At 73.6% G+C, this 21,652-nt stretch carries 18 protein-coding genes; 8 read left to right on the top strand and 10 right to left on the bottom strand.

The window, feature by feature from the left end:
- Window positions 1-67: 67 nt before the first annotated feature.
- Complete coding sequence (locus ABT095_RS02975; RefSeq protein ID WP_350527472.1) at window positions 68-2,383, bottom strand: helix-turn-helix domain-containing protein; 2,316 nt, start codon at window positions 2,381-2,383, stop codon at window positions 68-70.
- 151 nt (window positions 2,384-2,534) lie between these two features.
- On the opposite strand from ABT095_RS02975, the gene ABT095_RS02970 reads away from it, so the two are divergent.
- Both ABT095_RS02970 and ABT095_RS02965 read left to right on the top strand, forming a co-directional pair.
- Window positions 2,535-4,577 carry a thioredoxin domain-containing protein gene (locus ABT095_RS02970; protein ID WP_350527471.1) on the top strand — a complete coding sequence of 681 codons (2,043 nt, stop codon included), beginning with the start codon at window positions 2,535-2,537 and terminating at the stop codon, window positions 4,575-4,577.
- A 42-nt stretch (window positions 4,578-4,619) separates the two neighbouring features.
- Entirely contained in the window at window positions 4,620-5,474 is an 855-nt protein-coding gene (locus tag ABT095_RS02965) for a GNAT family N-acetyltransferase (protein ID WP_350527470.1), read from the top strand.
- Between the two features lie 4 nt (window positions 5,475-5,478).
- Here ABT095_RS02965 and ABT095_RS02960 read toward each other — a convergent pair whose 3' ends face one another.
- Window positions 5,479-6,408, bottom strand: a complete 930-nt coding sequence (locus tag ABT095_RS02960) for a hypothetical protein (protein ID WP_350527469.1) — start codon at window positions 6,406-6,408, stop codon at window positions 5,479-5,481.
- Between the two features lie 278 nt (window positions 6,409-6,686).
- Between ABT095_RS02960 and ABT095_RS02955 the strand changes: the two genes are divergently transcribed.
- The 3 genes from ABT095_RS02955 (at window position 6,687) to ABT095_RS02945 (ending at window position 8,715) form a co-directional block, all read left to right on the top strand.
- Window positions 6,687-7,331 carry a papain-like cysteine protease family protein gene (locus ABT095_RS02955; protein WP_350527468.1) on the top strand — a complete coding sequence of 215 codons (645 nt, stop codon included), beginning with the start codon at window positions 6,687-6,689 and terminating at the stop codon, window positions 7,329-7,331.
- 10 nt (window positions 7,332-7,341) lie between these two features.
- Complete coding sequence (locus tag ABT095_RS02950) at window positions 7,342-8,169, top strand: hypothetical protein (protein WP_350527467.1); 828 nt, start codon at window positions 7,342-7,344, stop codon at window positions 8,167-8,169.
- 273 nt (window positions 8,170-8,442) lie between these two features.
- A complete protein-coding gene (locus ABT095_RS02945) occupies window positions 8,443-8,715 on the top strand; it encodes a hypothetical protein (RefSeq protein ID WP_350527466.1) in 273 nt (90 codons plus the stop codon).
- A gap of 16 nt (window positions 8,716-8,731) precedes the next feature.
- Here the strand turns inward: ABT095_RS02945 and trhA are convergent, their stop codons facing one another.
- Window positions 8,732-9,415, bottom strand: a complete 684-nt coding sequence (trhA, locus tag ABT095_RS02940) for a PAQR family membrane homeostasis protein TrhA (protein ID WP_502884804.1) — start codon at window positions 9,413-9,415, stop codon at window positions 8,732-8,734.
- 265 nt (window positions 9,416-9,680) lie between these two features.
- Here trhA and ABT095_RS02935 point away from each other — a divergent pair, with 265 nt between their 5' ends.
- Entirely contained in the window at window positions 9,681-11,507 is a 1,827-nt protein-coding gene (locus ABT095_RS02935; RefSeq protein ID WP_350527464.1) for a phosphoenolpyruvate carboxykinase (GTP), read from the top strand.
- 77 nt (window positions 11,508-11,584) lie between these two features.
- Here ABT095_RS02935 and ABT095_RS02930 read toward each other — a convergent pair whose 3' ends face one another.
- Window positions 11,585-12,802 (bottom strand): pyridoxal phosphate-dependent aminotransferase, encoded by a 1,218-nt coding sequence (locus ABT095_RS02930; RefSeq protein ID WP_350527463.1) that lies wholly within the window; start codon window positions 12,800-12,802, stop codon window positions 11,585-11,587.
- A 147-nt stretch (window positions 12,803-12,949) separates the two neighbouring features.
- Window positions 12,950-13,552 (bottom strand): class I SAM-dependent methyltransferase, encoded by a 603-nt coding sequence (locus tag ABT095_RS02925; protein WP_350527462.1) that lies wholly within the window; start codon window positions 13,550-13,552, stop codon window positions 12,950-12,952.
- A 23-nt stretch (window positions 13,553-13,575) separates the two neighbouring features.
- On the opposite strand from ABT095_RS02925, the gene ABT095_RS02920 reads away from it, so the two are divergent.
- Window positions 13,576-14,262, top strand: a complete 687-nt coding sequence (locus tag ABT095_RS02920; protein WP_350527461.1) for a prepilin peptidase — start codon at window positions 13,576-13,578, stop codon at window positions 14,260-14,262.
- On the opposite strand, the gene ABT095_RS02915 is transcribed toward ABT095_RS02920, so the two are convergent.
- Genes ABT095_RS02915 through ABT095_RS02895 form a run of 5 tightly spaced genes read right to left on the bottom strand, consistent with a single transcriptional unit; the run spans window position 14,252 to window position 19,060 of the window.
- Window positions 14,252-15,232, bottom strand: a complete 981-nt coding sequence (locus tag ABT095_RS02915) for a sensor domain-containing protein (protein ID WP_350527460.1) — start codon at window positions 15,230-15,232, stop codon at window positions 14,252-14,254. The two genes, ABT095_RS02920 and ABT095_RS02915, sit on opposite strands and share 11 nt — an antisense overlap.
- Window positions 15,233-15,257: 25 nt before the next feature.
- The gene (locus ABT095_RS02910; protein ID WP_350527459.1) at window positions 15,258-15,485 is read right to left on the bottom strand and encodes a hypothetical protein; all 228 of its coding nucleotides are present in this window, start codon (window positions 15,483-15,485) and stop codon (window positions 15,258-15,260) included.
- A gap of 43 nt (window positions 15,486-15,528) precedes the next feature.
- Window positions 15,529-17,499: an LppU/SCO3897 family protein gene (locus ABT095_RS02905; RefSeq protein WP_350527458.1), complete on the bottom strand. Its 1,971-nt coding sequence runs from the start codon at window positions 17,497-17,499 to the stop codon at window positions 15,529-15,531.
- A complete protein-coding gene (locus ABT095_RS02900) occupies window positions 17,496-18,380 on the bottom strand; it encodes a protein phosphatase 2C domain-containing protein (RefSeq protein ID WP_350527457.1) in 885 nt (294 codons plus the stop codon). Before ABT095_RS02900 ends, ABT095_RS02905 begins: the two co-directional genes overlap by 4 nt.
- Window positions 18,377-19,060 carry a vWA domain-containing protein gene (locus ABT095_RS02895; protein ID WP_350527456.1) on the bottom strand — a complete coding sequence of 228 codons (684 nt, stop codon included), beginning with the start codon at window positions 19,058-19,060 and terminating at the stop codon, window positions 18,377-18,379. Before ABT095_RS02895 ends, ABT095_RS02900 begins: the two co-directional genes overlap by 4 nt.
- A 194-nt stretch (window positions 19,061-19,254) precedes the next feature.
- On the opposite strand from ABT095_RS02895, the gene ABT095_RS02890 reads away from it, so the two are divergent.
- Window positions 19,255-21,609 carry a helix-turn-helix domain-containing protein gene (locus tag ABT095_RS02890; RefSeq protein ID WP_350527455.1) on the top strand — a complete coding sequence of 785 codons (2,355 nt, stop codon included), beginning with the start codon at window positions 19,255-19,257 and terminating at the stop codon, window positions 21,607-21,609.
- Window positions 21,610-21,652: the final 43 nt, after the last annotated feature.

The raw sequence follows: 21,652 nt of genomic DNA, 5'->3' as shown, positions 1-21,652 counted from the left end.
GCCGATGCCCAGGTGGGGGTTGCGGCCATCTGTGGCCGCCACCCCCACCTGGGCATTCGAGCAGCGGTCAGGCCCCCGGAGCGGTGCGGTCGGTGGCGGGCTGCCCGGCGAACCGGTCCGCGAGGTGGTGCTGCAACCACAGGTGCCGGAACTGGTACACCGCGCCGGACCGGCGCAGCACACCGCGGTGGTAGGCGTCGTCCAGGAACGCGGCGGTGTCCCAGGGCAGTCGGCCGGTCAGCGGCAGCAGGAGGCGCGTGAGCAGCACCCACTGGCCCCAGGCGGTGAAGGCGAGGGCGTAGGAGACGGCACCACCGAGGCCGCCGACCGCCCCGATGAACAGGCCGTCCCACAGCCCCCAGCTCAGCGGTCCGAGCCAGCCGTTCAGCAGCAGGACGACCAGGCGCCCGCCGAAAGCGATCGCCAGGGTGAACACCGGCACCAGCACGAGCACCTGCCGGCACACCGTCGCGCGGTTCGCGGTCAGCAGGCTCATCGGGGTGGCCACGGACGTGACGTCCACCGGGACTTCCAGCGCGGCCATCAGTGCCAGGGCCAGACCGGCGGCCAGCCCGAAGATCAGTCCGAACACCAGCGTGTTGACCAGGGTGGCCGCCAGCACGGCGGCGATGCTGTGCGGCGGCCCGTACCGGAGCAGGCTTTCGACGGTGAGGACGCAGGAGTAGCCGAGGCCCTGGACGGAACCGCCGATCAGCCCGTGCCCGAAGCGGCGGGCCACCGCGCGGGCAGGGCGGTGGACGCCGGCGCCACGAGCCCCGGGCAGTCCCCACCGGAGCTGCATCCGGCTCGGCTCGAAGACCGCCGTTCTCCGGTAGGCGGCCGTCACCGCGTAGAGGGAGCCGAAGGCCAGGCCGGCGACCGGCCCCAGGAGCGCCCCCATCAGGAGGATCTGGCCGAGACCGACGCCCGCGATCAGCGGGCTGAGCAGCCATTGGGCCACCGAGACGCACACCGTGGTGGCCAGAACGACGGCGAGCAGCCGGCTGGGGTAGCGCAGCGACGCGCCCAACCGCCACCAGGCCAGGTCCTGCTGGTCGGCCAGGTGATGGGCGAGGTGTCCGAGCCAGTGCCGGGCCCGCGCGGCCTCCCAGGTCCGCCGCCCGGGCTGCGGCGGGCGAGGCCGGTAGACGGCCGGCAGGAAGCCCGCGAGCAGGTGCTCCTCGAGGGAGCGCACCGTCGCGAACCGTTCGGCATCCAGCAACTCGGCCGGGTCCTGGCCGGGGTCGTCGCTGTACATGGTGCGCGCCAGGCCGACCATCAGCGGGGTGGTCAGCACCTCGGCCAGGTTCGCGTGCTCGGCGATCCGACCGGGGCTCAGCGCGTCGAGCACGGGCGCCCACCTCGGGCCCACCTGGCTTCCTGCGGTTCGGACGGTGCGGGGCAGGTACGCGGCCAGGTCCGGCACCGTCAGGTCGGCGAGCTCGATTCCCGCCGCCAGCACGAGCGGTGAGCACGCAGCCTGCACCGCCGCCTCGAACTCCTCGCACCGACTGGTCAGCACCAGCGGCGTCGAGGTCTCGTTCAGCTGCTCCAACGCCCGGTGCCGTAGGCCTTCGGCGATCTCGTCGAACCCGTCGAGCACCGGAAGGACCAGGTCGGCGTCGACCAGCGCCGCGGCCAGCGTCGCCCCGCCGACCGTCCGGCGGCCCAGGTACGGGTGGTCGCGGAGCAGCCGCCGCACCAGCCAGTCGCGCAGCGTGGCGGCCGTCGGGTCCCAGGACCCGATGCTGAAGACGACCGGCACCCGTCCGGGGACGGGCGCGGCCTTGAGGTGCTCACGGGCGAACCTGATGGCGAGGACCGACTTCCCGGCGCCGGCCCGGCCGAGTACCAGCAATCGTCCCGACGGGATCCGCCCGTAGACCTCGGCCACCTCCGACAGCTTCCCGCTCAGCTCCACTGCCTGCGGCTGGGCGCCGGGAGCCAGCTGCTGGACGTTCTCCGGACGGTCCGTCAGGCCGGCGGGTGCGGTCCGCCAGCGGACCGGCAGCGGGCAGGGGTCGTGAAGCCGTCCCAGCTCCTCCGTGCTCCGCCAGCGCTGCGCGATCTCCCGGGCCAGCTCCTCGGCAGCCTCCCTGAGCGGCTCGGGAACGGGGGACGGGCCGGGTCCGGCAGCCGACGGCTCGGCCGCTGCCTGGTCCGAACCGTCGAGGGCGACGTACAGCGCTCGGCGTTGCTCCGGCATGAGCTCGTCGGCCAGCAGCTTCACCGTTGTCCGCTGGGGGTTGAGCAGCTCGCCGTTCTCCAACCGCCGGATGGTGCGTATCCCGATCGTGGAGCGCCTGGCCAGCTCCGCCTGAGTGAGCCCTGCCCGGACGCGGAACTCGCGCAACAGGGTGCCGAACTGATCGGGCACCGGCATGCCTCCCCTCCTGTCATGACCCCCACGACAGCCGCCCGCGAGCCTACCGTGACGCCCGATGGCAGGGAGCGGTCCGGCATCCGCCGCTACGGGAGACGGTCCCGCTGTGCCGCAGGCAGCTTTCCTGGCCTCCGTACGCGAGGATGGCCGCATGCCGAACCGTCTCGCGGACGCGACCTCCCCCTACCTGCAGCAGCATGCCGACAACCCCGTGGACTGGTGGGAGTGGTCGCCCGAGGCGTTCGCGGAGGCGGCGCGGCGCGGGGTGCCGGTGCTGCTGAGTGTCGGGTATGCCGCCTGTCACTGGTGTCATGTGATGGCGCACGAGAGCTTCGAGGACGCGGACGTCGCCGGGTACCTGAACGAGCGGTTCGTCGCGGTGAAGGTGGACCGCGAGGAGCGGCCGGACGTGGACGCGGTGTACATGGAGGCGGTGCAGGCGGCCACCGGGCAGGGTGGGTGGCCGATGACGGTGTTCCTGACGCCGGAGAAGGAGCCGTTCTACTTCGGGACGTACTTCCCGCCCGAGCCGCGGCACGGGATGGCGAGCTTCGGGCAGGTGCTCGCGGGGGTGGACAAGGCCTGGCGGGAGCGGCGGGACGAGGTGACCGAGGTCGCCGGGCGGCTGCGGGCGGAGCTGGCGGAGCGGGCGGCGGTGTACGGGGCGGGGAGCTACCACGCGCCGGGGGAGGCGGATCTGCGGCAGGCCCTCACCGGGCTGTCGCGCAGCTTCGACCAGGAGCGGGGCGGGTTCGGCGGGGCGCCGAAGTTCCCGCCGTCCATGGTGCTGGAGTTCCTCCTGCGCCACCACGCCCGGACGGGCGAGGGCACGGCGCTGGAGATGGCCCGGCGCACCTGTGAGGCGATGGCCAGGGGCGGGCTGTACGACCAGCTCGGCGGCGGGTTCGCACGGTACTCGGTGGACGCCGGCTGGGTCGTGCCGCACTTCGAGAAGATGCTGTACGACAATGCCCTGCTGCTGCGGGTGTACCTGCACCTGTGGCGGGCCACCGGCGACGAGCCGGCCAAGCGCACCGCCAACGAGACCGCCGACTTCCTGCTGCGCGAACTCCGCACCGAGGAGGGCGGGTTCGCCTCCGCCCTGGACGCCGACAGCCTCGACCAGGCGACCGGCAGGAGCGCCGAGGGCGCGTACTACGCGTGGACGCCCGAGCAGCTGCGCGAGGTGCTCGGCGAGGCCGACGCGGCCCGCGCCACCGGCTGGTTCGAAGTCACCGGCACCTTCGAGCACGGCAGTTCGGTGCTGCAGCGGCTCACGGAGCCGGAGGACGCGGAGGCGTACGAGCGGATCCGGGGAGCGCTCCGGGCCGCCCGGGCGAAGCGCCCGGCGCCCGCGCGGGACGACAAGGTGGTGGCCGCCTGGAACGGGCTGGCGATCGCCGCGCTTGCCGAGGCCGGGGCGCTGTTCGAGCGGCCGGAGCTGGTGCAGGCGGCGGTGGAGGCCGCCGACCTGCTGCTCTCGGTGCACCTGACCGAGGACGGCCGGCTGCTGCGCACCTCGCGGGACGGCAAGGCCGGCGCCAACGCGGGTGTCCTGGAGGACTACGCCGACACCGCCGAGGGCTTCCTCGCGCTGTACGCCGTCACCGGTGACGCCGAGTGGCTCGGTCTGGCCGGCGGGCTGCTGGACACCGTGCTGCTGCGGTTCACCGACCCGGATTCCGGCGCGCTGTACGACACGGCCGACGACGCCGAGCAGCTGCTCCGCCGCCCGCAGGACCCGACCGACAACGCCACCCCCTCCGGCTGGACGGCCGCCGCCAACGCGCTGCTCACGTACGCCGCGTACACCGGCTCCGCGCTGCACCGCACCGCCGCCGAGAAGGCGCTGGGCATCGTCGGTGCGCTGGCGGCGCAGGCGCCGCGGTTCATCGGCTGGGGGCTGGCCGCCGCCGAGGCGCTGCTGGACGGCCCCCGCGAGGTCGCCGTGGTCGGCCCGGCAGGGGCGGCGGACACCGCCGAGCTGCACCGGATCGCGCTGCTCGGCACCGCGCCGGGCGCGGTGGTCGCGGTGGGCGAGCCGGGCGCCGAGGACGTGCCGCTGCTGGCCGACCGGCCGCTGCAGGGCGGGCGGGCGGCGGCGTACGTCTGCCGGCACTTCACCTGCGATGCGCCGACCACCGACGCTTCGGTGCTGGCCCGGAAGCTGGGGGCGCTCGACTGGCAGGGGTAATTCGCGTGCACAGCAGCTCGCCCGCTGGCCAGGATGTGCGGCATGACGTGGAAACTCTCCTCCTCGCCCGACGAGTTCGAGGCCGAGGCCGGCGCCTTCCTGCGGGCGTACCCGGCCGAGAACACCGTGCTGCTCACGCTCACCCACAACCTGCGGCGGGAGGGGGCGAACGTCTACGGTGACGCGCCCGCCCGGTTCGGGTGGTGGCGGCGCAAGCCCGGGGCGCCGGTCGCCGGTGCGTTCGTGCAGACGCCGCCGTTCCCCGTCCGGCTCGGGACGATGGCGCCCGAGAACGCGGCCGCCCTGGCCCGTCGGCTGCACGCCGAGGGGGTGGAGCTGCCCGGGGTCGGCGGCGGCGCGTCCCAGGCTCGGGCCTTCGCGCAGGCCTGGACGGAGGCGAGCGGCGGCACCGCCACCGTGCGGGCGGAGGAACGGCTCTACGCCCTGGGGGCGTTGACACCGCCGGAGCGGCCGCCGGCCGGTCGGGCGCGGGTGGCCGGGGCGGCCGACCGGGAGCTGCTGGTCGAGTGGTTCGGCGCGTTCACCGAGGAGATCCCGGTGAGTGCCCCGGCGGACCACGGCCCCCGGGTGGACCGGGGCCTGGCCCACGGCGGGCTGCTGATCTGGGAGGACGGCGGCGAGCCGGTCTCCTTCGCGGGCTTCAGCCCGGTGCTCGGCGGCATGTCCCGGGTCGCGCCGGTGTACACGCCGAAGCAGCTGCGCGGGCGGGGTTACGCGAGCGCGGTGACGGCGGCGGCGACCGAGGCCGCGCAGCGGGCCGGGGCCGAACAGGTGCTGCTCTACACCGACTTGGCGAATCCGACCAGCAACTCGATCTACCAGAAGATCGGCTACCGCCCGGTGGAGGACAGTCTGGTGTACGAGTTCGGCGGCTAGCAGGTCACTCCCAGTCCCATCGCACGCCGATCAGGCAGGGGCTCAGGGCGCTGGCGACCAGGTGGACGCAGTGGTGGCCGTCCAGGGTCAACTCCTCTGTCTCGTACGGGGGGTGGCCGGGGGATCGGGTGGCGAAGCGGTGGCAGCGGACGGGCAGGGCGTCCGGGTGGAAGGTCACCTGGAGGACGTACTGCCCGGCTCCGGAGTTGAAGCCGCGGACGTACTCGGTGCTCGGCAGGGGTGCCGGGGCGTCGTCGAAGCCGTAGCCGAGCAGGTGGGTCTCGCCGGTGCGCAGGCGGCGGTCGAGCAGCAGCTCGGCGATCAGCAGGTTGGCCGCCGGGTCGCGGCGGACCCGGCCGGGGCGGCAGTTCTCCTCGGCGCGGACCCGGACCAGGCCGATGTCGCAGCCGGGATCGCCCTGGTAGAGGGCGAGGTAGCGGTCGGTGCCGTCCCGGTGGGCGCGCAGGGCGTGCTGGGAGTCGCGGCGCAGCAGCTGGCGGTCGGCGCCGACCCGGATCCGCTCGATGTGGGTGATGGTGTGCAGGCCGGTGTCGCGGGGGCCGGCGAGGTCGGCGAGCAGGCCGTCGACGGCGGTGGCCGGGGCGATCAGGTCCCGGTAGGGGCGGACGGCGGGGGAGCCCGCCTCGACGGCCGGCTGCCGGGGGCCGAGCAGTCTGGTCAGGGAGTGCTCGGGCAGCTCGAGCAGCTCCTCCAGCACCCGTACCGCGCGCAGGGACTCGGGCCGCTCGGGGCGCCGCCGCCCCTGCTGCCAGTAGCTGAGGCTGGTCACCCCGACGTGCACCCCGCGCTGGGCCAGGCGCTGCTGCACCCGCTGCAGGGCGAGGCCCCGGGCGGCGATGGCCGTCCGAAGGGCGAGATGGAACGGGCCGGTGCGCAGGGCGGCCGCCAGCTCGGGCAGGTCGGCGGGTGGCAAGGCGCGCCCCCTTCCCCCGGTTGTCGGTGCGTCAGCCGTTTGACCGTGAATATTCACACAGGAAAAGTGGATTGTCACCGGGGCCGGAGGTAAAGCGCCTGCGGACGGCCCGTTGACAGCAAGGGCGTTCACACCTCGGGGGCGCCGTTCACACCCGGCCGCGGGGCCGGTACGAGATCCGTTGACCGCGTCCGGCCATGGGTCGATGCTCTGTCGCAACGCGTCCGGACGCGCGCCCCCACACCCCCTCTCCTGCGGATTCGCAAGGAGGAGCAGTCATGTCCAAGTACCGGACACCCGTGCGCAGAGCCGTCGCGGCTCTCGCGCTCGGCGTCCTCGCCCCCGCCCTCGCCGTGGTCACCACCACGCCCGCCCAGGCGCAGACCTCAGCCCCCACGCTGAGCGTCGGCACCCAGCAGCCGCGCACCGCGACCGCCTCGTACACCTGGCGCAAGCTCAACCTCACCATGCAGCAGCAGGTGAACTCCAACTGGTGCTGGGCGGCGAGCGGCAACACCATCGCCACCTACTACGGCTACAACTACAGCCAGAACCAGTTCTGCAACGCCGCCTTCGGGCGCTCGACCAACTCGACCTGCCCCAACAGCCAGGCCGCGCTGGACGACGTGCAGAACGCGCTCAGCTGGATCGGCATCAACCCGGGCAGCTACGTGAACGGGTACCTGCGGTACAGCACGGTGCAGAGCGAGATCGACGCCAACCGGCCGGTCGAGACGCGGATCCAGTGGAGCTCCGGCGGCGGGCACATGGAGGTGATCTACGGCTACGACGTCAGCAACAACTGGGTGTACTGGGGCGACCCGTGGCCCTCGGACAACCGCTACAACTGGGCGGACTACTGGTACTACGTCAGCAACAACTCGTTCTCCTGGACCCACTCCCTCTACCGGATCGGCGCGTGAGGAGACGACCATGACCGACATCCGTAACCTCGCCCGCCGCGCCGCCACCGCCACCGTGCTCGCCGCCGGGCTCGCGCTGGCCGCCGCACCGCTCGCCCAGGCCGAGTCCGCGATCGCGGCCGGCCCCACCACCGCCGACCTCGCGGCGGCGCACGCCGCCGCCGGAGCCCCGGCCACTCTGGACCGGCTGGGCCACTTCTTCGCCCGCAAGGGCGTGCCGCCCACCCAGCCGCTGGCGGTCAGCCCGGCAGCCGAGGCGCTCGCGGCGAGCCAGGCCGCTCCGCGCCTGACCGGCGCGACCGTGCCGGTCTACACGCTGGACGCCGCCTTCGTGTCGGGGCAGCCGGGGGCCGCGGTGGCCCGGGCCGACTTCACCGCCACCGAGGCCGTCGCGGCCGACGGTCAGCAGGCCTCGGTCTGGACCGTTCAGGACGGCACCGGCTGGCGCGTGGTGAACATCGCCTCCGGCGCCGACGAGACCGACTACGCCGCCAAGGCCGCGAAGGGCGGTGGCGGCACCGCCTTCCGGGAGCCGCAGCTGAACGCCTGGTACGTGCTGCGCGGCGGCCGGGTGCTCCCGCTGGACGAGGAGGCCCGCCGCTCGGTGGGCGCGGGCGGCGTCCCGCTGGCCGCGTACCAGAAGCTGGTGCACCAGCGGTACGGCGACAAGCTGCCGGGCTCCGCGTACGACAAGGCGGGCAAGGGCGGTGGCTTCGAGCTCGACTCCGCCGAGGCGTCCGGGGGCACCAGCCGGCTGCCGCTGCTGACCGGTGCGGCGGCCCTCGGCGTCACCGCGCTGGCCGGGGCCGGCCTGCTGGCCCGGCGCCGCGCGAAGTAGGAGCGACCGCGGACCAGGGCGTCGTACGGCCCGCGCACACTCGACAGAGTGTCCGCGGATCGTGCGGCGCCCTCCGTCGTCGGCGCGACCACCGGCCCGGCCGGATCCGGCGCCGGGCAAGGGCGGTTGGCGTACGACCCGGCAGGCTGCCCAGAGTTGCCGGAGCGTTGATCCGACGTTCGCTTACCGCAATGGCCCGCCGTGCCACGCTCGGTGCGATGATTGTCGGCACTCGGCACTCGGCACTCGGCGCACGGCCGGGAGGGGGTAGCGATGGCGGGGAAGGCGGCGCACGACGCCCAGTTCTGGGCATCCGTGGCTGGATTGACGGCCGCGCTCGCGGTGGTCGCGGCGTACCTGGCCGGTGGGCCGCGGCTGGTGTGGGCGGTGGCCGCGGTGGAGGTGGTGCTGGTGATGGCGCACGTCGCCCACCGCTTCCGGGGCCGCGCCCAGCTCGGCGCGGTGCCGCACACCCGGGAGGCGGCGCACTGCGAGCGCTGCCTGCGGACCAAGGAGCGGCTGGACGGCGGCCCGGCCGCGCACTGAGCCGGCTCGGGCGGCCTCAGCCGTTGTAGGCCACCAGCGAGACGCCGACGTACTGGCAGATGAACGCGCCGAGGGTGAAGGCGTGGAACACCTCGTGGAAGCCGAACCAGCGCGGTGAGGGGTTGGGCCGCTTCAGGCCGTAGACCACGCCCCCCGCGCTGTAGAGCAGACCGCCCACGATCATCAGGGTGAGCACGGCGGCGCCGCCGGTGCGCAGGAAGTCGGGCAGGAAGAAGACGGCCGCCCAGCCGAGCGCCAGGTAGCACGGGGTGTAGAGCCAGCGCGGCGCGCCGACCCAGAAGACCCGGAAGGCGATCCCGGCCAGCGCGCCGCCCCAGACCAGCCAGAGCAGGACGTTCTGGCTGCTGCCCTTGAGCAGCAGGATGGTGAACGGCGTGTACGAGCCCGCGATGATCAGGAAGATGTTCGCGTGGTCGAGCCGGCGGAGTATCGCGTCGCCGCGCGGGCCCCAGTTGAAGCGGTGGTAGACCGCGCTGACCCCGAACAGCAGCCAGGCCGACACCGAGTAGATCGCACAGGCGATCCGGGCCGGGGTCGAGTCGGCCAGGCAGATCAGCACGATCCCCGCCGCCACCGACGCCGGGAACATCCCCGCGTGCAGCCACCCCCGCCACTTCGGCTTGGGGGCCACCACCGTCTCATCCGAAGCCAGGCTCACGTCCGCAGTCATGGGCCACATGCTACCTACGGCACCGTAGGTTACCGCAAAGTAGGAAGTGGGGCTCATCACTTTTGGACGTTCTGGAGTGTTCGGGAGGCGCGTTCGAGGGTCTCGGCTCGGACTCCGGAGCCTGGTTACTCGCGAGTAATGCGACAGAAAGGCGTAAAATCTCCGCCAAAGTCGCCAAGGCGCCGTGTTCCGGGGTACTCCCCGGAGCTACGCTGCAATGACCCTCAACCCCCGCGACGCCTTCTCTTCACCGAGATGGCGTGAAGGAGCGATCGTGTCGTTCGAGATCTCTGCTCTCAGCGAGTCCGCGCCCACCCGTCACAAGCGACTGCTGGCCTGGGTGAGCGAGATCGCGGAGCTGACCCAGCCGGACCGCGTCGAGTGGTGCGACGGCTCGGAGGAGGAGTACCACCGCCTCGCCGAGCTGCTGGTCGCCCAGGGCACCTTCAAGAAGCTCGACGAGCAGAAGCGGCCCAACTCCTACTACGCCGCCTCGGACCCGACGGACGTCGCCCGGGTCGAGGACCGCACCTACATCTGCTCCGAGCTGGAGAAGGACGCCGGCCCGACCAACAACTGGAAGGCCCCCGCCGAGATGCGGGAGGTCTTCGCGGGCGAGAGCGGCCTGTTCAAGGGCGCCATGAAGGGCCGCACGATGTACGTCGTGCCGTTCTCGATGGGCCCGGTCGGCTCCCCGCTGGCCGCGTACGGCGTCGAGATCACCGACTCCGCCTACGTCGCCGTCTCGATGCGCGTCATGACCCGGATGGGCCAGGCCGTGATCGACCAGCTCGGCGAGGACGGCGAGTTCGTCAAGGCCGTGCACACCGTGGGTGCCCCGCTGGCCGAGGGCGAGGCGGACGTCGCCTGGCCGTGCAACTCCACCAAGTACATCTCGCACTTCCCCGAGACCCGCGAGATCTGGTCCTTCGGCTCCGGCTACGGCGGCAACGCCCTGCTCGGCAAGAAGTGCTACGCGCTGCGCATCGCCTCCACCATGGCCCGCGACGAGGGCTGGCTGGCCGAGCACATGCTCGTCCTCAAGCTCACCCCGCCGTCCGGCGAGGTCAAGTACGTCACCGCCGCCTTCCCGTCCGCCTGCGGCAAGACCAACCTGGCCATGCTCCAGCCCACCATCCCGGGCTGGAAGGTCGAGACGATCGGCGACGACATCGCCTGGATGCGCTTCGGCGCCGACGGCCGCCTCTACGCGATCAACCCCGAGGCCGGTTTCTTCGGTGTCGCCCCCGGCACCGGCGCGGACACCAACGCCAACGCGATCGCCACCCTGCACAGCAACACCGTCTTCACCAACGTCGCGCTGACCGACGACGGTGACGTCTGGTGGGAGGGCCTCACCGAGAACCCGCCGGCCCACCTGACCGACTGGCGCGGCAACGACTGGACGCCGGAGAGCGAGACGCCGGCCGCCCACCCGAACGCCCGCTTCGCCGTCCCGGCCTCGCAGTGCCCGACCATCGCCCCCGAGTGGGAGGACCCGGCGGGTGTGCCGATCTCGGCCATCCTGTTCGGCGGCCGCCGCGCCACCGCCGTCCCGCTGGTGACCGAGTCCTTCGACTGGCAGCACGGCGTCTTCCTGGGCTCGAACATCGCCTCGGAGAAGACCGCCGCCGCCGAGGGCACCGTCGGCGAGCTGCGCCGCGACCCGTTCGCGATGCTGCCCTTCTGCGGCTACAACATGGGTGACTACTTCGGCCACTGGCTGAAGCTCGGCGCCCAGGCCGACGCCGAGAAGCTGCCGAAGATCTACTACGTCAACTGGTTCCGCAAGAACGCCGGCGGCAAGTTCGTCTGGCCGGGCTACGGCGAGAACAGCCGCGTGCTCAAGTGGATCGTCGACCGCCTCGAGGGCACCGCCGAGGGCGTCGAGACCCCGATCGGCGTGCTGCCCCAGCAGTCCGAGCTGGACCTGGACGGCCTCGACCTCGCGCAGGAGGACCTCGACCTGCTGCTCACCGTGGACGCCGACATCTGGCGCCAGGAGGCCGCGCTCGTCCCGGCCCACCTGGAGCTGTTCGGCGAGCACACCCCCACCGAGCTGTGGGACGAGTACCGCGCCCTGGTGAAGCGCCTGGGCTAGGCGCTGCCTGCAGAAACGTTTGAGGGGCGCACCGGCCGAGCCGGTGCGCCCCTCGGTGCATGCTCAGTGCGCCGGCGTCACGGCTGGGTGTAGCCGCAGAGGAAGTCGCCGATCCGGGTCACGGCGTCCTCGATGTCCTCCGGCCGGGGCAGCGTGACCAGACGGAAGTGGTCCGGCTCGGGCCAGTTGAAGCCGGTGCCCTGGACGATCAGGATCCGCTGCGCGCGCAGCAGGTCGAGCACCATCTGGGCGTCGTCCTTGATCTTGTACACCTGCGGGTCCAGCCTCGGGAACGCGTACAGCGCGCCCTTGGGCTTGACGCAGCTGACCCCGGGGATGTCGTTCAGCAGCTTGTACGCCATGTCCCGGGACTCGAGCAGCCGGCCGCCGGGCAGGATCAGGTCGTTGATCGACTGGCGGCCGCCGAGCGCCGCCGCCACCGCGTGCTGGGCCGGCATGTTGGCGCACAGGCGCATGCTGGCCAGCACGGTCAGGCCCTCGATGTAGCAGCGGGCCCGGTGCCGGTCCCCGGAGAGCACCATCCAGCCGGAGCGGAAGCCCGCGACCCGGTAGGACTTGGACATCCCGTTGAAGGTCACGCAGAACAGGTCCGGCGCGAGGGTGGCCAGCGGGATGTGCTCGGCGTCGTCGTAGAGGATCTTGTCGTAGATCTCGTCCGCGTAGAGCACCAGCTCGTGGCGGCGGGCGATCTCGACGATGCCCTCCAGGATCTCGCGCGGGTAGACCGCCCCGGTCGGGTTGTTCGGGTTGATCACCACGATCGCCTTGGTGCGGTCGGTGACCTTGGCCTCGATGTCGGCGAGGTCCGGGTACCACTCGGCCTGCTCGTCGCAGCGGTAGTGCACGGCGTTGCCACCGGAGAGCGTGACCGAGGCCGTCCACAGCGGGTAGTCCGGAGCGGGGACGAGCACCTCGTCACCGTCCTCGAGCAGCGCCGTCATCGCGAGCTGGATCAGCTCCGAGACACCGTTGCCGAGGAAGACGTCCTCGACGGTGAGGCCGTGCAGCCCCCGGTCCTCGTACTGCATCACGATGGCCCGGCGGGCCGAGAGCAGCCCCTTGGAGTCCCCGTACCCGTGCGCGCCGGAGAGGTTGCGCAGGATGTCCTGGAGGATCTCCGGGGGCGCCTCGAAGCCGAAGGCGGCGGGGTTGCCGGTGTTCAGCTTGAGGATGCGGTGCCCCTGGTCCTCCAGGCGCATCGCCTCGTCGAGCACCGGACCGCGGATGTCGTAACAGACATTGGCGAGCTTGCTGGACTGAATTACCGGCTGCATGCCAGCACGATACGGCCGCGCCGGGCCGATGGCCGCATGCTCTTGCACACATTCGGAAGTCGCGCGTCCGTACCCCATTCGGTGCTTCGGACAGGCGCCGCGGCGTACGCTCGGCCCTGGCACGGGGAGGGGACGGGGATGGTCGGTTCAGCGCTGCAGGGCCAGGTGGCTCCAGTGCACGCCCGGGCGGTCGTGCGGGTCGGGGCGTTCGCCGTGGTGGATCAGGCGCAGACCGTGCCGCCCGGCGAGCGCGGCCGTCTCGGCGGCCGACACGTCGAACATCCGGCGGCCGGGCGGCACGGGGCCGTGCCGCAGGGTGAGCAGCACCCGGCCCTCCGGAGCCAGGAGCTCGGCCAGGCTCGCCATCGACTCCGCGCGCTCCCCGGCGTCCAGGTGCATCCAGACCGCCGTCAGCAGCACCAGGTCGAAACGCCGCCCGGCCCCCCGCAGCTCCGCCAGCTCCGGCAGGGCGTCGGCCACCCACTCGACCGGCTGGTCCGCGTGGATCTCCCGCCCGAGGGCGAGCAGTTCGGGGGTGGGCTCGGCCGCGACCACGCGGTGCCCGCGCCGGGCCAGTTCGGCGGCGTCCCGGCCGCTGCCGGCACCGATGTCGAGCACCCGGGCGGGTGCGGCGGGCAGCAGGCCCAGCATCTCCCGGTGGACCTCGGCGAAGGTGACGCTCTCGTACTGCTCGACGAGCGCAGCGGCGCTCTCGCCGTAACCGGAGGTGCTGATCAGGGAGTTGGCCACCCCGACACCGTAGCCGGTGCGCGATGACGGCCGCGCTGGTGGGGCTGGTGCTCGGGATCATGCTGCGCGGCCCGGTCTTCCGGCTGGCCGTGCCCGCGGGGGAGCCGGTGCGGACCAGGTGCTGCGAACCGGGCTTCGCCCGGTGGCGGTGGTTGGCGCTGCCGTACCGGTGCCGCGGGTGCCGGGCGTGGCTCGGGCCGGTGCCGCTGGTGCCGGAGCTGCTCACCGCGGCCGTGCTCGGCGCGCTGGCCGCCCGGCTCTCGGGGTGGGAACTCCTGGCCGCCGCCGCACTGTTCACCCTCTGCGTGGCACTCACCCTGGTGGACCTCGCCGTGCACCGGCTGCCCGACCTGCTCACCCTGCCCGCCTACGGACTCACCCTCACCCTGCTCGCCGCCGACGGCGACTGGCCGAGCTGGCGGCGCGCCCTGCTCGGCGGCCTCGCCCTGGCCGGCTGCTACCTGCTCCTGCACCTCCTCGCCCCCAGCGGCCTCGGCTTCGGCGACGTCAAGCTCGCCCTGCCCCTCGGCACCGCCCTGGCCTGGTACGGCTGGCCCACCCTCCTCCAGGGCACCACCTTCACCGTCCTCCTCGCCGGCCTCTACTGCCTGGCCCTCCTCCTCCTGGGCCGCGCCACCCGCACCACCTCCTTCGCCCTCGGCCCCTTCCTGGCGGCCGGCGCACTGCTCGCACTGCTGCTCAGCCGTTGAGCCCCGTGGTCAGGCGGTCGAGGAGGGCGGTGGCGGCGGCCGGTTCGGCGGTGGGGCCGCAGAGGGTGACGAGGAGGAGGGCGGGGCCGGTGCGGCGGGCTTGGTGGTGGCAGGGGAGGCGGGGGTCCTCGGGGGATTCGCTGGGCCAGGTGAGGAGGCCGGGGGCGAGGGTCCGGGCGGGCGGGGCGGCCAGGCAGGTGCGGACGGTGTCGGTGAGGTGCTGCAGGACGGCCTCGGCGGCGGGGGCGTCCGGGTAGACGGCGACGGACTGGTCCACCGTCAGGGCCTGCGGGCTGCGGTACTCGCTGCTGCGGAAGACCGTCCAGCCGTCGGGGAAGAGGGTCTGGGTGGCCGGCTGCCGGACGAGGTCACAGGGGTCCGAGCCGGTGGCCGGCAGGGGGACGGCCGAGACGAAGCCCAGGGTGAGCGTGCGGTCGAGCAGGTGGCGCAGCTCGGTCAGGCCGAGGAGGGCGGGCGCCGCCTGGTCCGGGGACGGGCTCGAGGGCGGCGGCGTGGTGGGAGCGGGCGGCGGAGCGGCCACCGGGGTGACCGCCGGGGTGACCGGCGGGCCGGCCGCCGGGGCGGCGCCGCTCGGGTAGAGGTACCAGGCCAGGCCGGCCAGCAAGGCGCAGGCCAGCACACCGACCACGGGGAGCGGCCGGCGCCGCCGGGGCCCGAGCTGCGGCGGGTTCCACCGCGGCGGCTGCGGTGGCGGCGCGAGCGGCGCGGGCGCCTGCGCCCAGGCGGGCGGCCGTGCCGGAGCGGCACCGGGCGGGGGCACCGCCGGCCGGGCCCCAGCGGCGGGCGAGGCGGTGGCGGGCGAGGCGGTGGTAGGCGAGGCGGTGGCAGGCCGGATCCCCGGTGCGGGCCGGGTGGCCGGGAGCGGGGCGGGCTCACCCAGTGGCGGGGCCACGGCGCGCGGGGTCCCGCGCCAGAGGGGCAGCGGTGGTGGTGCGGACGGGTGGTTCACGGTCGGCCTCCTCGGCGGCGGTCGGTCAGTGGCGGCAGGCGGCGGCGAGCGCCAGCAGCAGGACGAGCGCGGCCAGGAGCGGGAGGCAGCAGCGGCTGCCGCCGGGTCTGAGACGGTTCACCTCGACCTGGCCGCCCGGCACGAGGCCCGGATGCTGCTTGCGGTAGTGCTCGATCTGCTGCTGCTCGCCCTGGGCCGCGGTGCCCCAACCGGTCTTGAACCCGCACTCTCCGCACCAGTAGCGATAGGCCATGGCTGCTCTTCTCCCTGTTCTCCTGGCATCTGTTCTCCGGGCGCTACCGCCAGCGCCAGCACACGGTGTAGGCGAAGGACGGGTACTCGACGGACCGCCACCACATCGCGCCGTCCTGGCCGCAGAAGCCCGGGTCGTCGTACGTGCCCGTGCGCCCGGTCACGTAGACGTTGGAGTTGGCGCAGCTGCCGACGTTGGTGAAGGTCGAACCGGACTTCGACAGGCACTCGTTGACGGTCGCGTAGCCCAGGTCGTCCGGGTAGTTCATGGAGAGGCAGAGCAGCACGCCGAGGTCGGAGTCGGCGGAGACCGGCATCTTGCGCCAGAAGTTGTAGTTCGGCCAGTCCTTGCACTGGGCTTCGTCGGTGTTGCCGCGGTACCTGGCCAGCACCTTGAAGTTGCCGGTCTGGCAGGCCTGTTTGCCCCACGGGTGGTCACCGGACTCGCCGAACACGCAGTCGTTCTGCCGGGCGTGGTACGCCGTGCCGCCGGAGCTCTGGTAGCTGAGGCACAGGACGCGCTGGGCCAGGCTGGAGGACACGCTCTCGTCGTTGTCCGTCACGCCGTCGCAGCTCTTGAGGTCCGTGGTGGCGGAGTTGATCCGCAGCACCTTGAACGTGCCCGGGCCGCAGGAGGCGACGGCCAGCTTGGGCGTCGTGCTGGTGCCCGAGTCGGTGAAGCAGTCACCGACCGAGGCGTCGGCGTAGAGGTTGGACGAGGGCGAGGGCACCGGAAGTGGCGGCGGGGCGCTGTACGGCGGTGCGGAGTACGCCGGCGCGCTGTACGTCGAAGTGCTGTGCGTCGGCGGGGTGTACGGCGCGCTGCTGTACGGCGGCGCGCTGTACGTCCAGACGGAGGGGCTCGAGGCCGGGGTGGCGTTGTCGCCGCCGCCGTTCTGGTTGTGCGCGACCACCAGGATCAGGGCGACCAGGGCGGCGATCCCGGCCAGCACCTTCCCGACGGCATTGCGCGGCGGCTCGGGCGCCGGGTCGGCGGGGGTGCTGACCGGAGTGCCGGCGGACGTTGCGCCCCCCGAAGTCCCGGTGATCCGCACGGCGTTGACGGGAGCCTTGGCGGCCGTCCCGGCAGCGGCCGTCCCGGCGTCGACCGTCACCGCCGAGGCCGTGGCCGCCACCGCGGCGGCCGCCGCCTCGAGGAGCTCGGCCCAGACCGCCGCACCCGGCCGGCGCGCCGGATCGGAGTGCAGGGAGGCCCGGGCCAGGTCGCCCAGGGCGGGGCTGACCCGGGTCAGGGCGGCCGGGTCGGTCGAGGTCTGGTGCCGGGCGAAGAGCCGGACGGCCAGCAGCCCGAGCTTGTGGACGTCACCGGCCGGGGTGGCCCGCTCCTCGCCGGGGGGCAGCTGCCAGTCCGGGGTCTCGACCTGCGGCAGCAGGGTGGTGCCGCGCAGCCGTACCCCGTCGCAGTCGATCAGGAAGCACTCGGGCTCGGGCGCGAGCGAGAACAGCAGGTTCTTCGGCGAGACGTCGCCGACGGCCACGCCCAGCCGGTGCAGCTGCTCGAGGGTGTGGGCGAGGTCGGCGAGCAGGAGCAGCCGGTCCCGGTCGCTGACGGTGAGTCCGATCCCCTGCACGTACGAGTCGTCGTTGAGCAGGTACTCCACGGTGGCCAGCCGCTCCGGGCCGGTCGGGGCGCCGGTGAGCGCCCGCAGGGTGAAGCGGAAGCGGTCGGGGGCGGCGCGCATCAGGAAGCCGCAGGCCTGCCCCTCGCGCTGCACCACGGCCAGCGGCCAGGCGGTCTTCTCGCACAGCCACCGGGTCTTGGCGCTGCCGAGCCCGTCGAGCAGGGCGACGGCGGTGGTGAGCGCGCCGGCGTTGAGCTGGGGCAGGGTGAGCTCGTCGTACTCCTTGTAGACCACCTCCCAACCGCCGTCCGGCGCACTCCGGTTGATCCGCTTGTTGCGGACCAGGTGCACGGTGCCCTGGCCGCCGCGGCCGAGCTGCCCGCCCAGGGAGAGCGAGGCGCGGTCGACGGGGGCGAGGTGGAGGTGGCTCACCGCGGTCCTGCTTCCGGCCAGACCGCCAGCAGGGTGCGGTCGTCGTCGAAGGTCTCCCGGGAGAAGTCGAGCAGGTGCCCGAAGCCGAGCGGGGGCGGCGGGGTGGCCAGCGCCCGGGTGAAGTGGGCGCCGACCTGGCCGTCCCCGTCCCCGAGCGGGTCGCCGAAGCCGTCGGTGCCCACCAGCAGCAGGTCGGGTGCGGCCAGTTGGGCGGTCAGCTGCTCCAGCTGGTCCGGCACCCGCGGCAGTGGCGAGACGGTCTGGCTGACCACCACGGCCTCCGGGGCGTTCTTGGCCGTGAACAGCGGCAGGTAGCCGCCCTCGGCGCGGTCGAGCAGCCAGGCACCGGAGTCGCCGACCCGGCAGAGCTCGACCCGGGCCCCCTCCGGGCCGGGGCGGACGGCCCCGGCCACCAGTGTGGTCGCGTACAGCCCGGCCACCTCGGCCGGGGCGGGGTCGGCGCTCTGCAGCCGCCAGCGGGCCAACTCGCGCAGCCGCTCGGCGGCATGGGTGACCACCGAGGCGAGGTCCAGCGGGCCGGGCCCGGCCTCGAGCAGGTGGAGCAGCCGCTCCACGGCGGCCCGGCAGGCCTCGGTGGCGCCGTACTCGGCCTCGGCGGCGCTGGAGACGCCGTCGGCGACGGCGAACACCACGCTGCCGGTGCCCGGGTGGGCGGTGGCCCGGGCCGCGTCCTGGCGCGGGCGGCCGTAGTAACGGTGGCCCGAACCCCGGACGGAGGCCAGCCGCAGGGCGAACCGGTCGGTGGACCAGCCGTCGCAGGCGGTGTCCGGGTGGTCGAAGGCGTACGGGCCCGGCGGGCGGGGTTCGAAGACCGGCTCGGGGGTGCCCACCGCGATCCGGCCCCAGGGCGGGACGGTCACAGCACGACCTCGTCGATCGCCAGGGTGAAGTGCTCCGGCCGCTGGACCACCAGGGTCGGCTCGCCGGAGCCGAGCGCCTGGCTGGAGGCGACCAGGCTCGCGGTGAGCGCGTGGAAGAACTCCGAGATGGCCTGGCCCAGATCGGCCCCCGCCTTGGCGACGAAGGCGAACTCGGGGCGGGTGGCGACCTCGACCATGGTCCGGGCCTCGGCGTCGCCGATGCCGCAGGCGACGATGTTCGGGGCGGCCGGGGAGCGGTACTTGTCGGTCAGCTCGGCGTGCGGGGCGCGCCAGGCGTCGCCGTCGGTCGGCTGGCCGTCGCTCAGGAAGAACACCACCGGCCGGTGCACCCGGTACCCCTCGCTGCGCAGCCATCGGATGTCGGCCGGGATGCGGTGCAGCAGGTCGTCGAAGGCCGAGCGGTACCTGGTCAGGCCGCGGATCTGCAGTCTGGGCACGGTGGTCTCGGTCCGCATGTCCGCCACCGCGAGCCGCACCTGGACGTCGTCGGAGAAGCCGAGCACCGCCAGCCGCAGCTTGGCCGCGAGCATCGGCGAGGCCCGCAGCCCCTCGCAGAGCGAAGTCACCCCCTCGTCCAGCTCCCGCTGGTACGGCCCCATCGAGGCCGACTCGTCGGCCACCACGTACGCGGGCAGCAGTACGCCCCTCGTCTCCGCCATCCCGACCGGCCTCCTCGCCACCTCCGCCCGCCGGGCGGGCGAACACCTGGGTGGCGGCCGCTACGGGGACGGCCGCCGGCTCCGATGCTGCTGTCCGCCCGGCTGAACGGCCAGGACACGGCACCGGCCAGATATGACCGGTTGTCATCAAGTAGGCTCACGGGCGACTTTGCGGGCCACTCTGTGGGGGTTTGGTGGCGGAGAAGCTGAGCGAGGCGCTGGCCGCGTTGCGTGAAGGGGCGGGGCTGACGCAGGAGCAGTTGGAGGCGCGGTCGGGGGTGGCGGTACGGACCATCCGGCGGCTGGAGACCGGACGGTCCACCAACTGCCGGACGGACACGCTGCGGCGGCTCGCCAAGGGACTGGACGCCGGCCCCGAGGGGTTCCGGCGGCTGACGGCCGCCCTCGACGGGTCCGAGCCCGAGGCCGGCGAGGTGGCGGGGGTGCCCGAGCCCCGGGTGCCGGAGCAGCGCCGGCCGCCCGGCTGGGCGCTGGCCCGGCAGCCGCTGGCCGAGGCCGCCGGGGAGCTGGCGGCGGAGGTGCTGCGGCGGCTGCGCCAGGAGGAGGGGCAGCGCCGGGTGCACGACCCGTACGCCCTGCCGGTGCGGTGGCTCCCGGCTGCCGTGGAGCTGACGGACCGGCTGGAGAACGTCAGCCGGCTGGCGCCGGGGGAGAGTGCGGCCCTGGAGCTGGACCTGGACGGAGATCTGCGCAGCGTCGCCGCGATCTACCGGCGGATCGCCTCCGGGCGGCTGGTGGTGCTCGGCCGGGGCGGCTCGGGCAAGTCGATCCTGGCGATCCGCTTCGTGCTGGACCTGCTGGAGGGCGGCGACGGCCCCGAGCGGGTGCCGGTGGTCTTCAGCCTGGGCTCCTGGGACCCGACGGCGGTCGGCCTGCTCGACTGGCTGGTCGAGGTGCTGCTGCGCGACCACCCGAACCTGGCCCGGCGGCTGCCGGGCGGGCGGACCCTGGCGGCCGAGCTGGTCCGCTCCGACCTGGTGCTGCCGGTGCTCGACGGCTTCGACGAACTCGCCGAGGGCCTGCGGCCGGAGGCGCTGCGGGCGCTCAACACCACCACCCTGCCGCTGGTGGTGACCAGCCGCCGGGCCGAGTACGCCGAGGCCGTCGAGGCGGCCAGGGCGCCGCTGGTCTGGGCGGCCGGCATCGAGCTGGCCGACCTGACCCTGGCGGACCTCGACGGCTACCTGCCCCGCACCGTCCGGCCGGTCAGCCGTCCGCCGGTGTGGGACGGGGTGCTGGCCGAGCTGCACACCGGGAGCGAGGCGGGCGGGCAGCTGGCCAGCGCGCTGAGCACCCCGCTCTTCGTCGGCCTGGCCAGGACGATGTACAGCGAGGACCCGGAGCGCGATCCGGGCGAACTGCTGGACACCGAGCGCTTCCCCGACGCGCACGCGATCGAGGAGCACCTGCTGGCCGGCTTCGTACCGACCGTCTACAAGGCCCGGCCGCCGGACCGCGAGAGCGGCCCGCAGCGGGAGTGGGACGTGCCCCGGGCGCAGCACTGGCTCGGCTACCTCGCGCACCACCTGGTGCGGCTCGACCGGGAGCGCCAGGACCTCGCCTGGTGGCAGTTGGGGGACTCGGTCCGGCGCTCGACGCAGGTGCTGACCACGGTGCTGGTCGCGACGGTCTGCCTGATGGTGCCGGACTGGCTGCTCGCGGGCGTGTTCGTCCCGTACGGACCGGGCGAGTCGCTGCTGGAGGGCGCGCTGATGGGCCCGATCGCCGGGCTGGCGTTCGGTCTGGTGCACGCCGTCCTGGCGCTGTTCGGCAGTGAGGAGTTCGAGCCGGCCCGGGTGCGGCTGCGGCTGCCCCGCCCGGGCGGCGGCCTGGACCGCAGGGCGCTGCGGCAGTTCATGTCCCGGTCCGGTGCGGTACTGCTCGGCGGCTCGGTGATGGGCATCGGCGCCGCCTGGGCGCTCAGCCTGGAGCGGGTGGTGTCCTGGGGGGTGTCGGTCTCCACGCCGGGGTTCCTGGAGGCCACGCTGATCAACATGCTCGTGTTCGGACTGATCTTCGGCCTGTCGACCGCGGTGGTGTTCGGCCTGCTCACCGTCTTCGAGTCACCCTTGGACATCACTGCGGCTGCTTCCCCGGTCGACCTGCTGGCGGCCAACCGCGCGACGGTGAGCCGTCAGCTGCTGGTGCTCGCACCGTCCCTGGCCCTGACGATCGCCGCGACCGGGCGCCTGGTGGTCGTCCTGCTGCAGCCCTTGCTGGGGCCGATGAGCTGGACCCTGGTCAACGGACTGGTGATCGGTGCCATCGGCGGGATCGGCGGCTCGCTGGCGTACACCTTCTGCTTCACCGCCTGGGGCCGCTGGGTGGTGCTGGTGCGGCTGTTCCTCCCGCTGACCGGGCGGCTGCCCTGGCGCACCGTCGAGTTCCTGGACGACGCGTACCGCCGGGGCGTGCTGCGCCGCACCGGCGCCGTCTACCAGTTCCGCCACCTGCGGCTGCAGCACCACCTCGGGAACGCCTACCGGGCCGGCCGGTCCAACTTCGCCCCGGTCCGGCTGGAGCCGTGAGAAAAGAGGGAGGGGGTGCGGCCCAGCGCCGCACCCCCTCCCT

Origin of the sequence: Kitasatospora sp. NPDC002227 (assembly GCF_040296285.1) — a bacterium.
GTDB lineage: Bacteria > Actinomycetota > Actinomycetes > Streptomycetales > Streptomycetaceae > Kitasatospora.
This window is presented reverse-complemented; position numbering and strand designations above follow the sequence as displayed.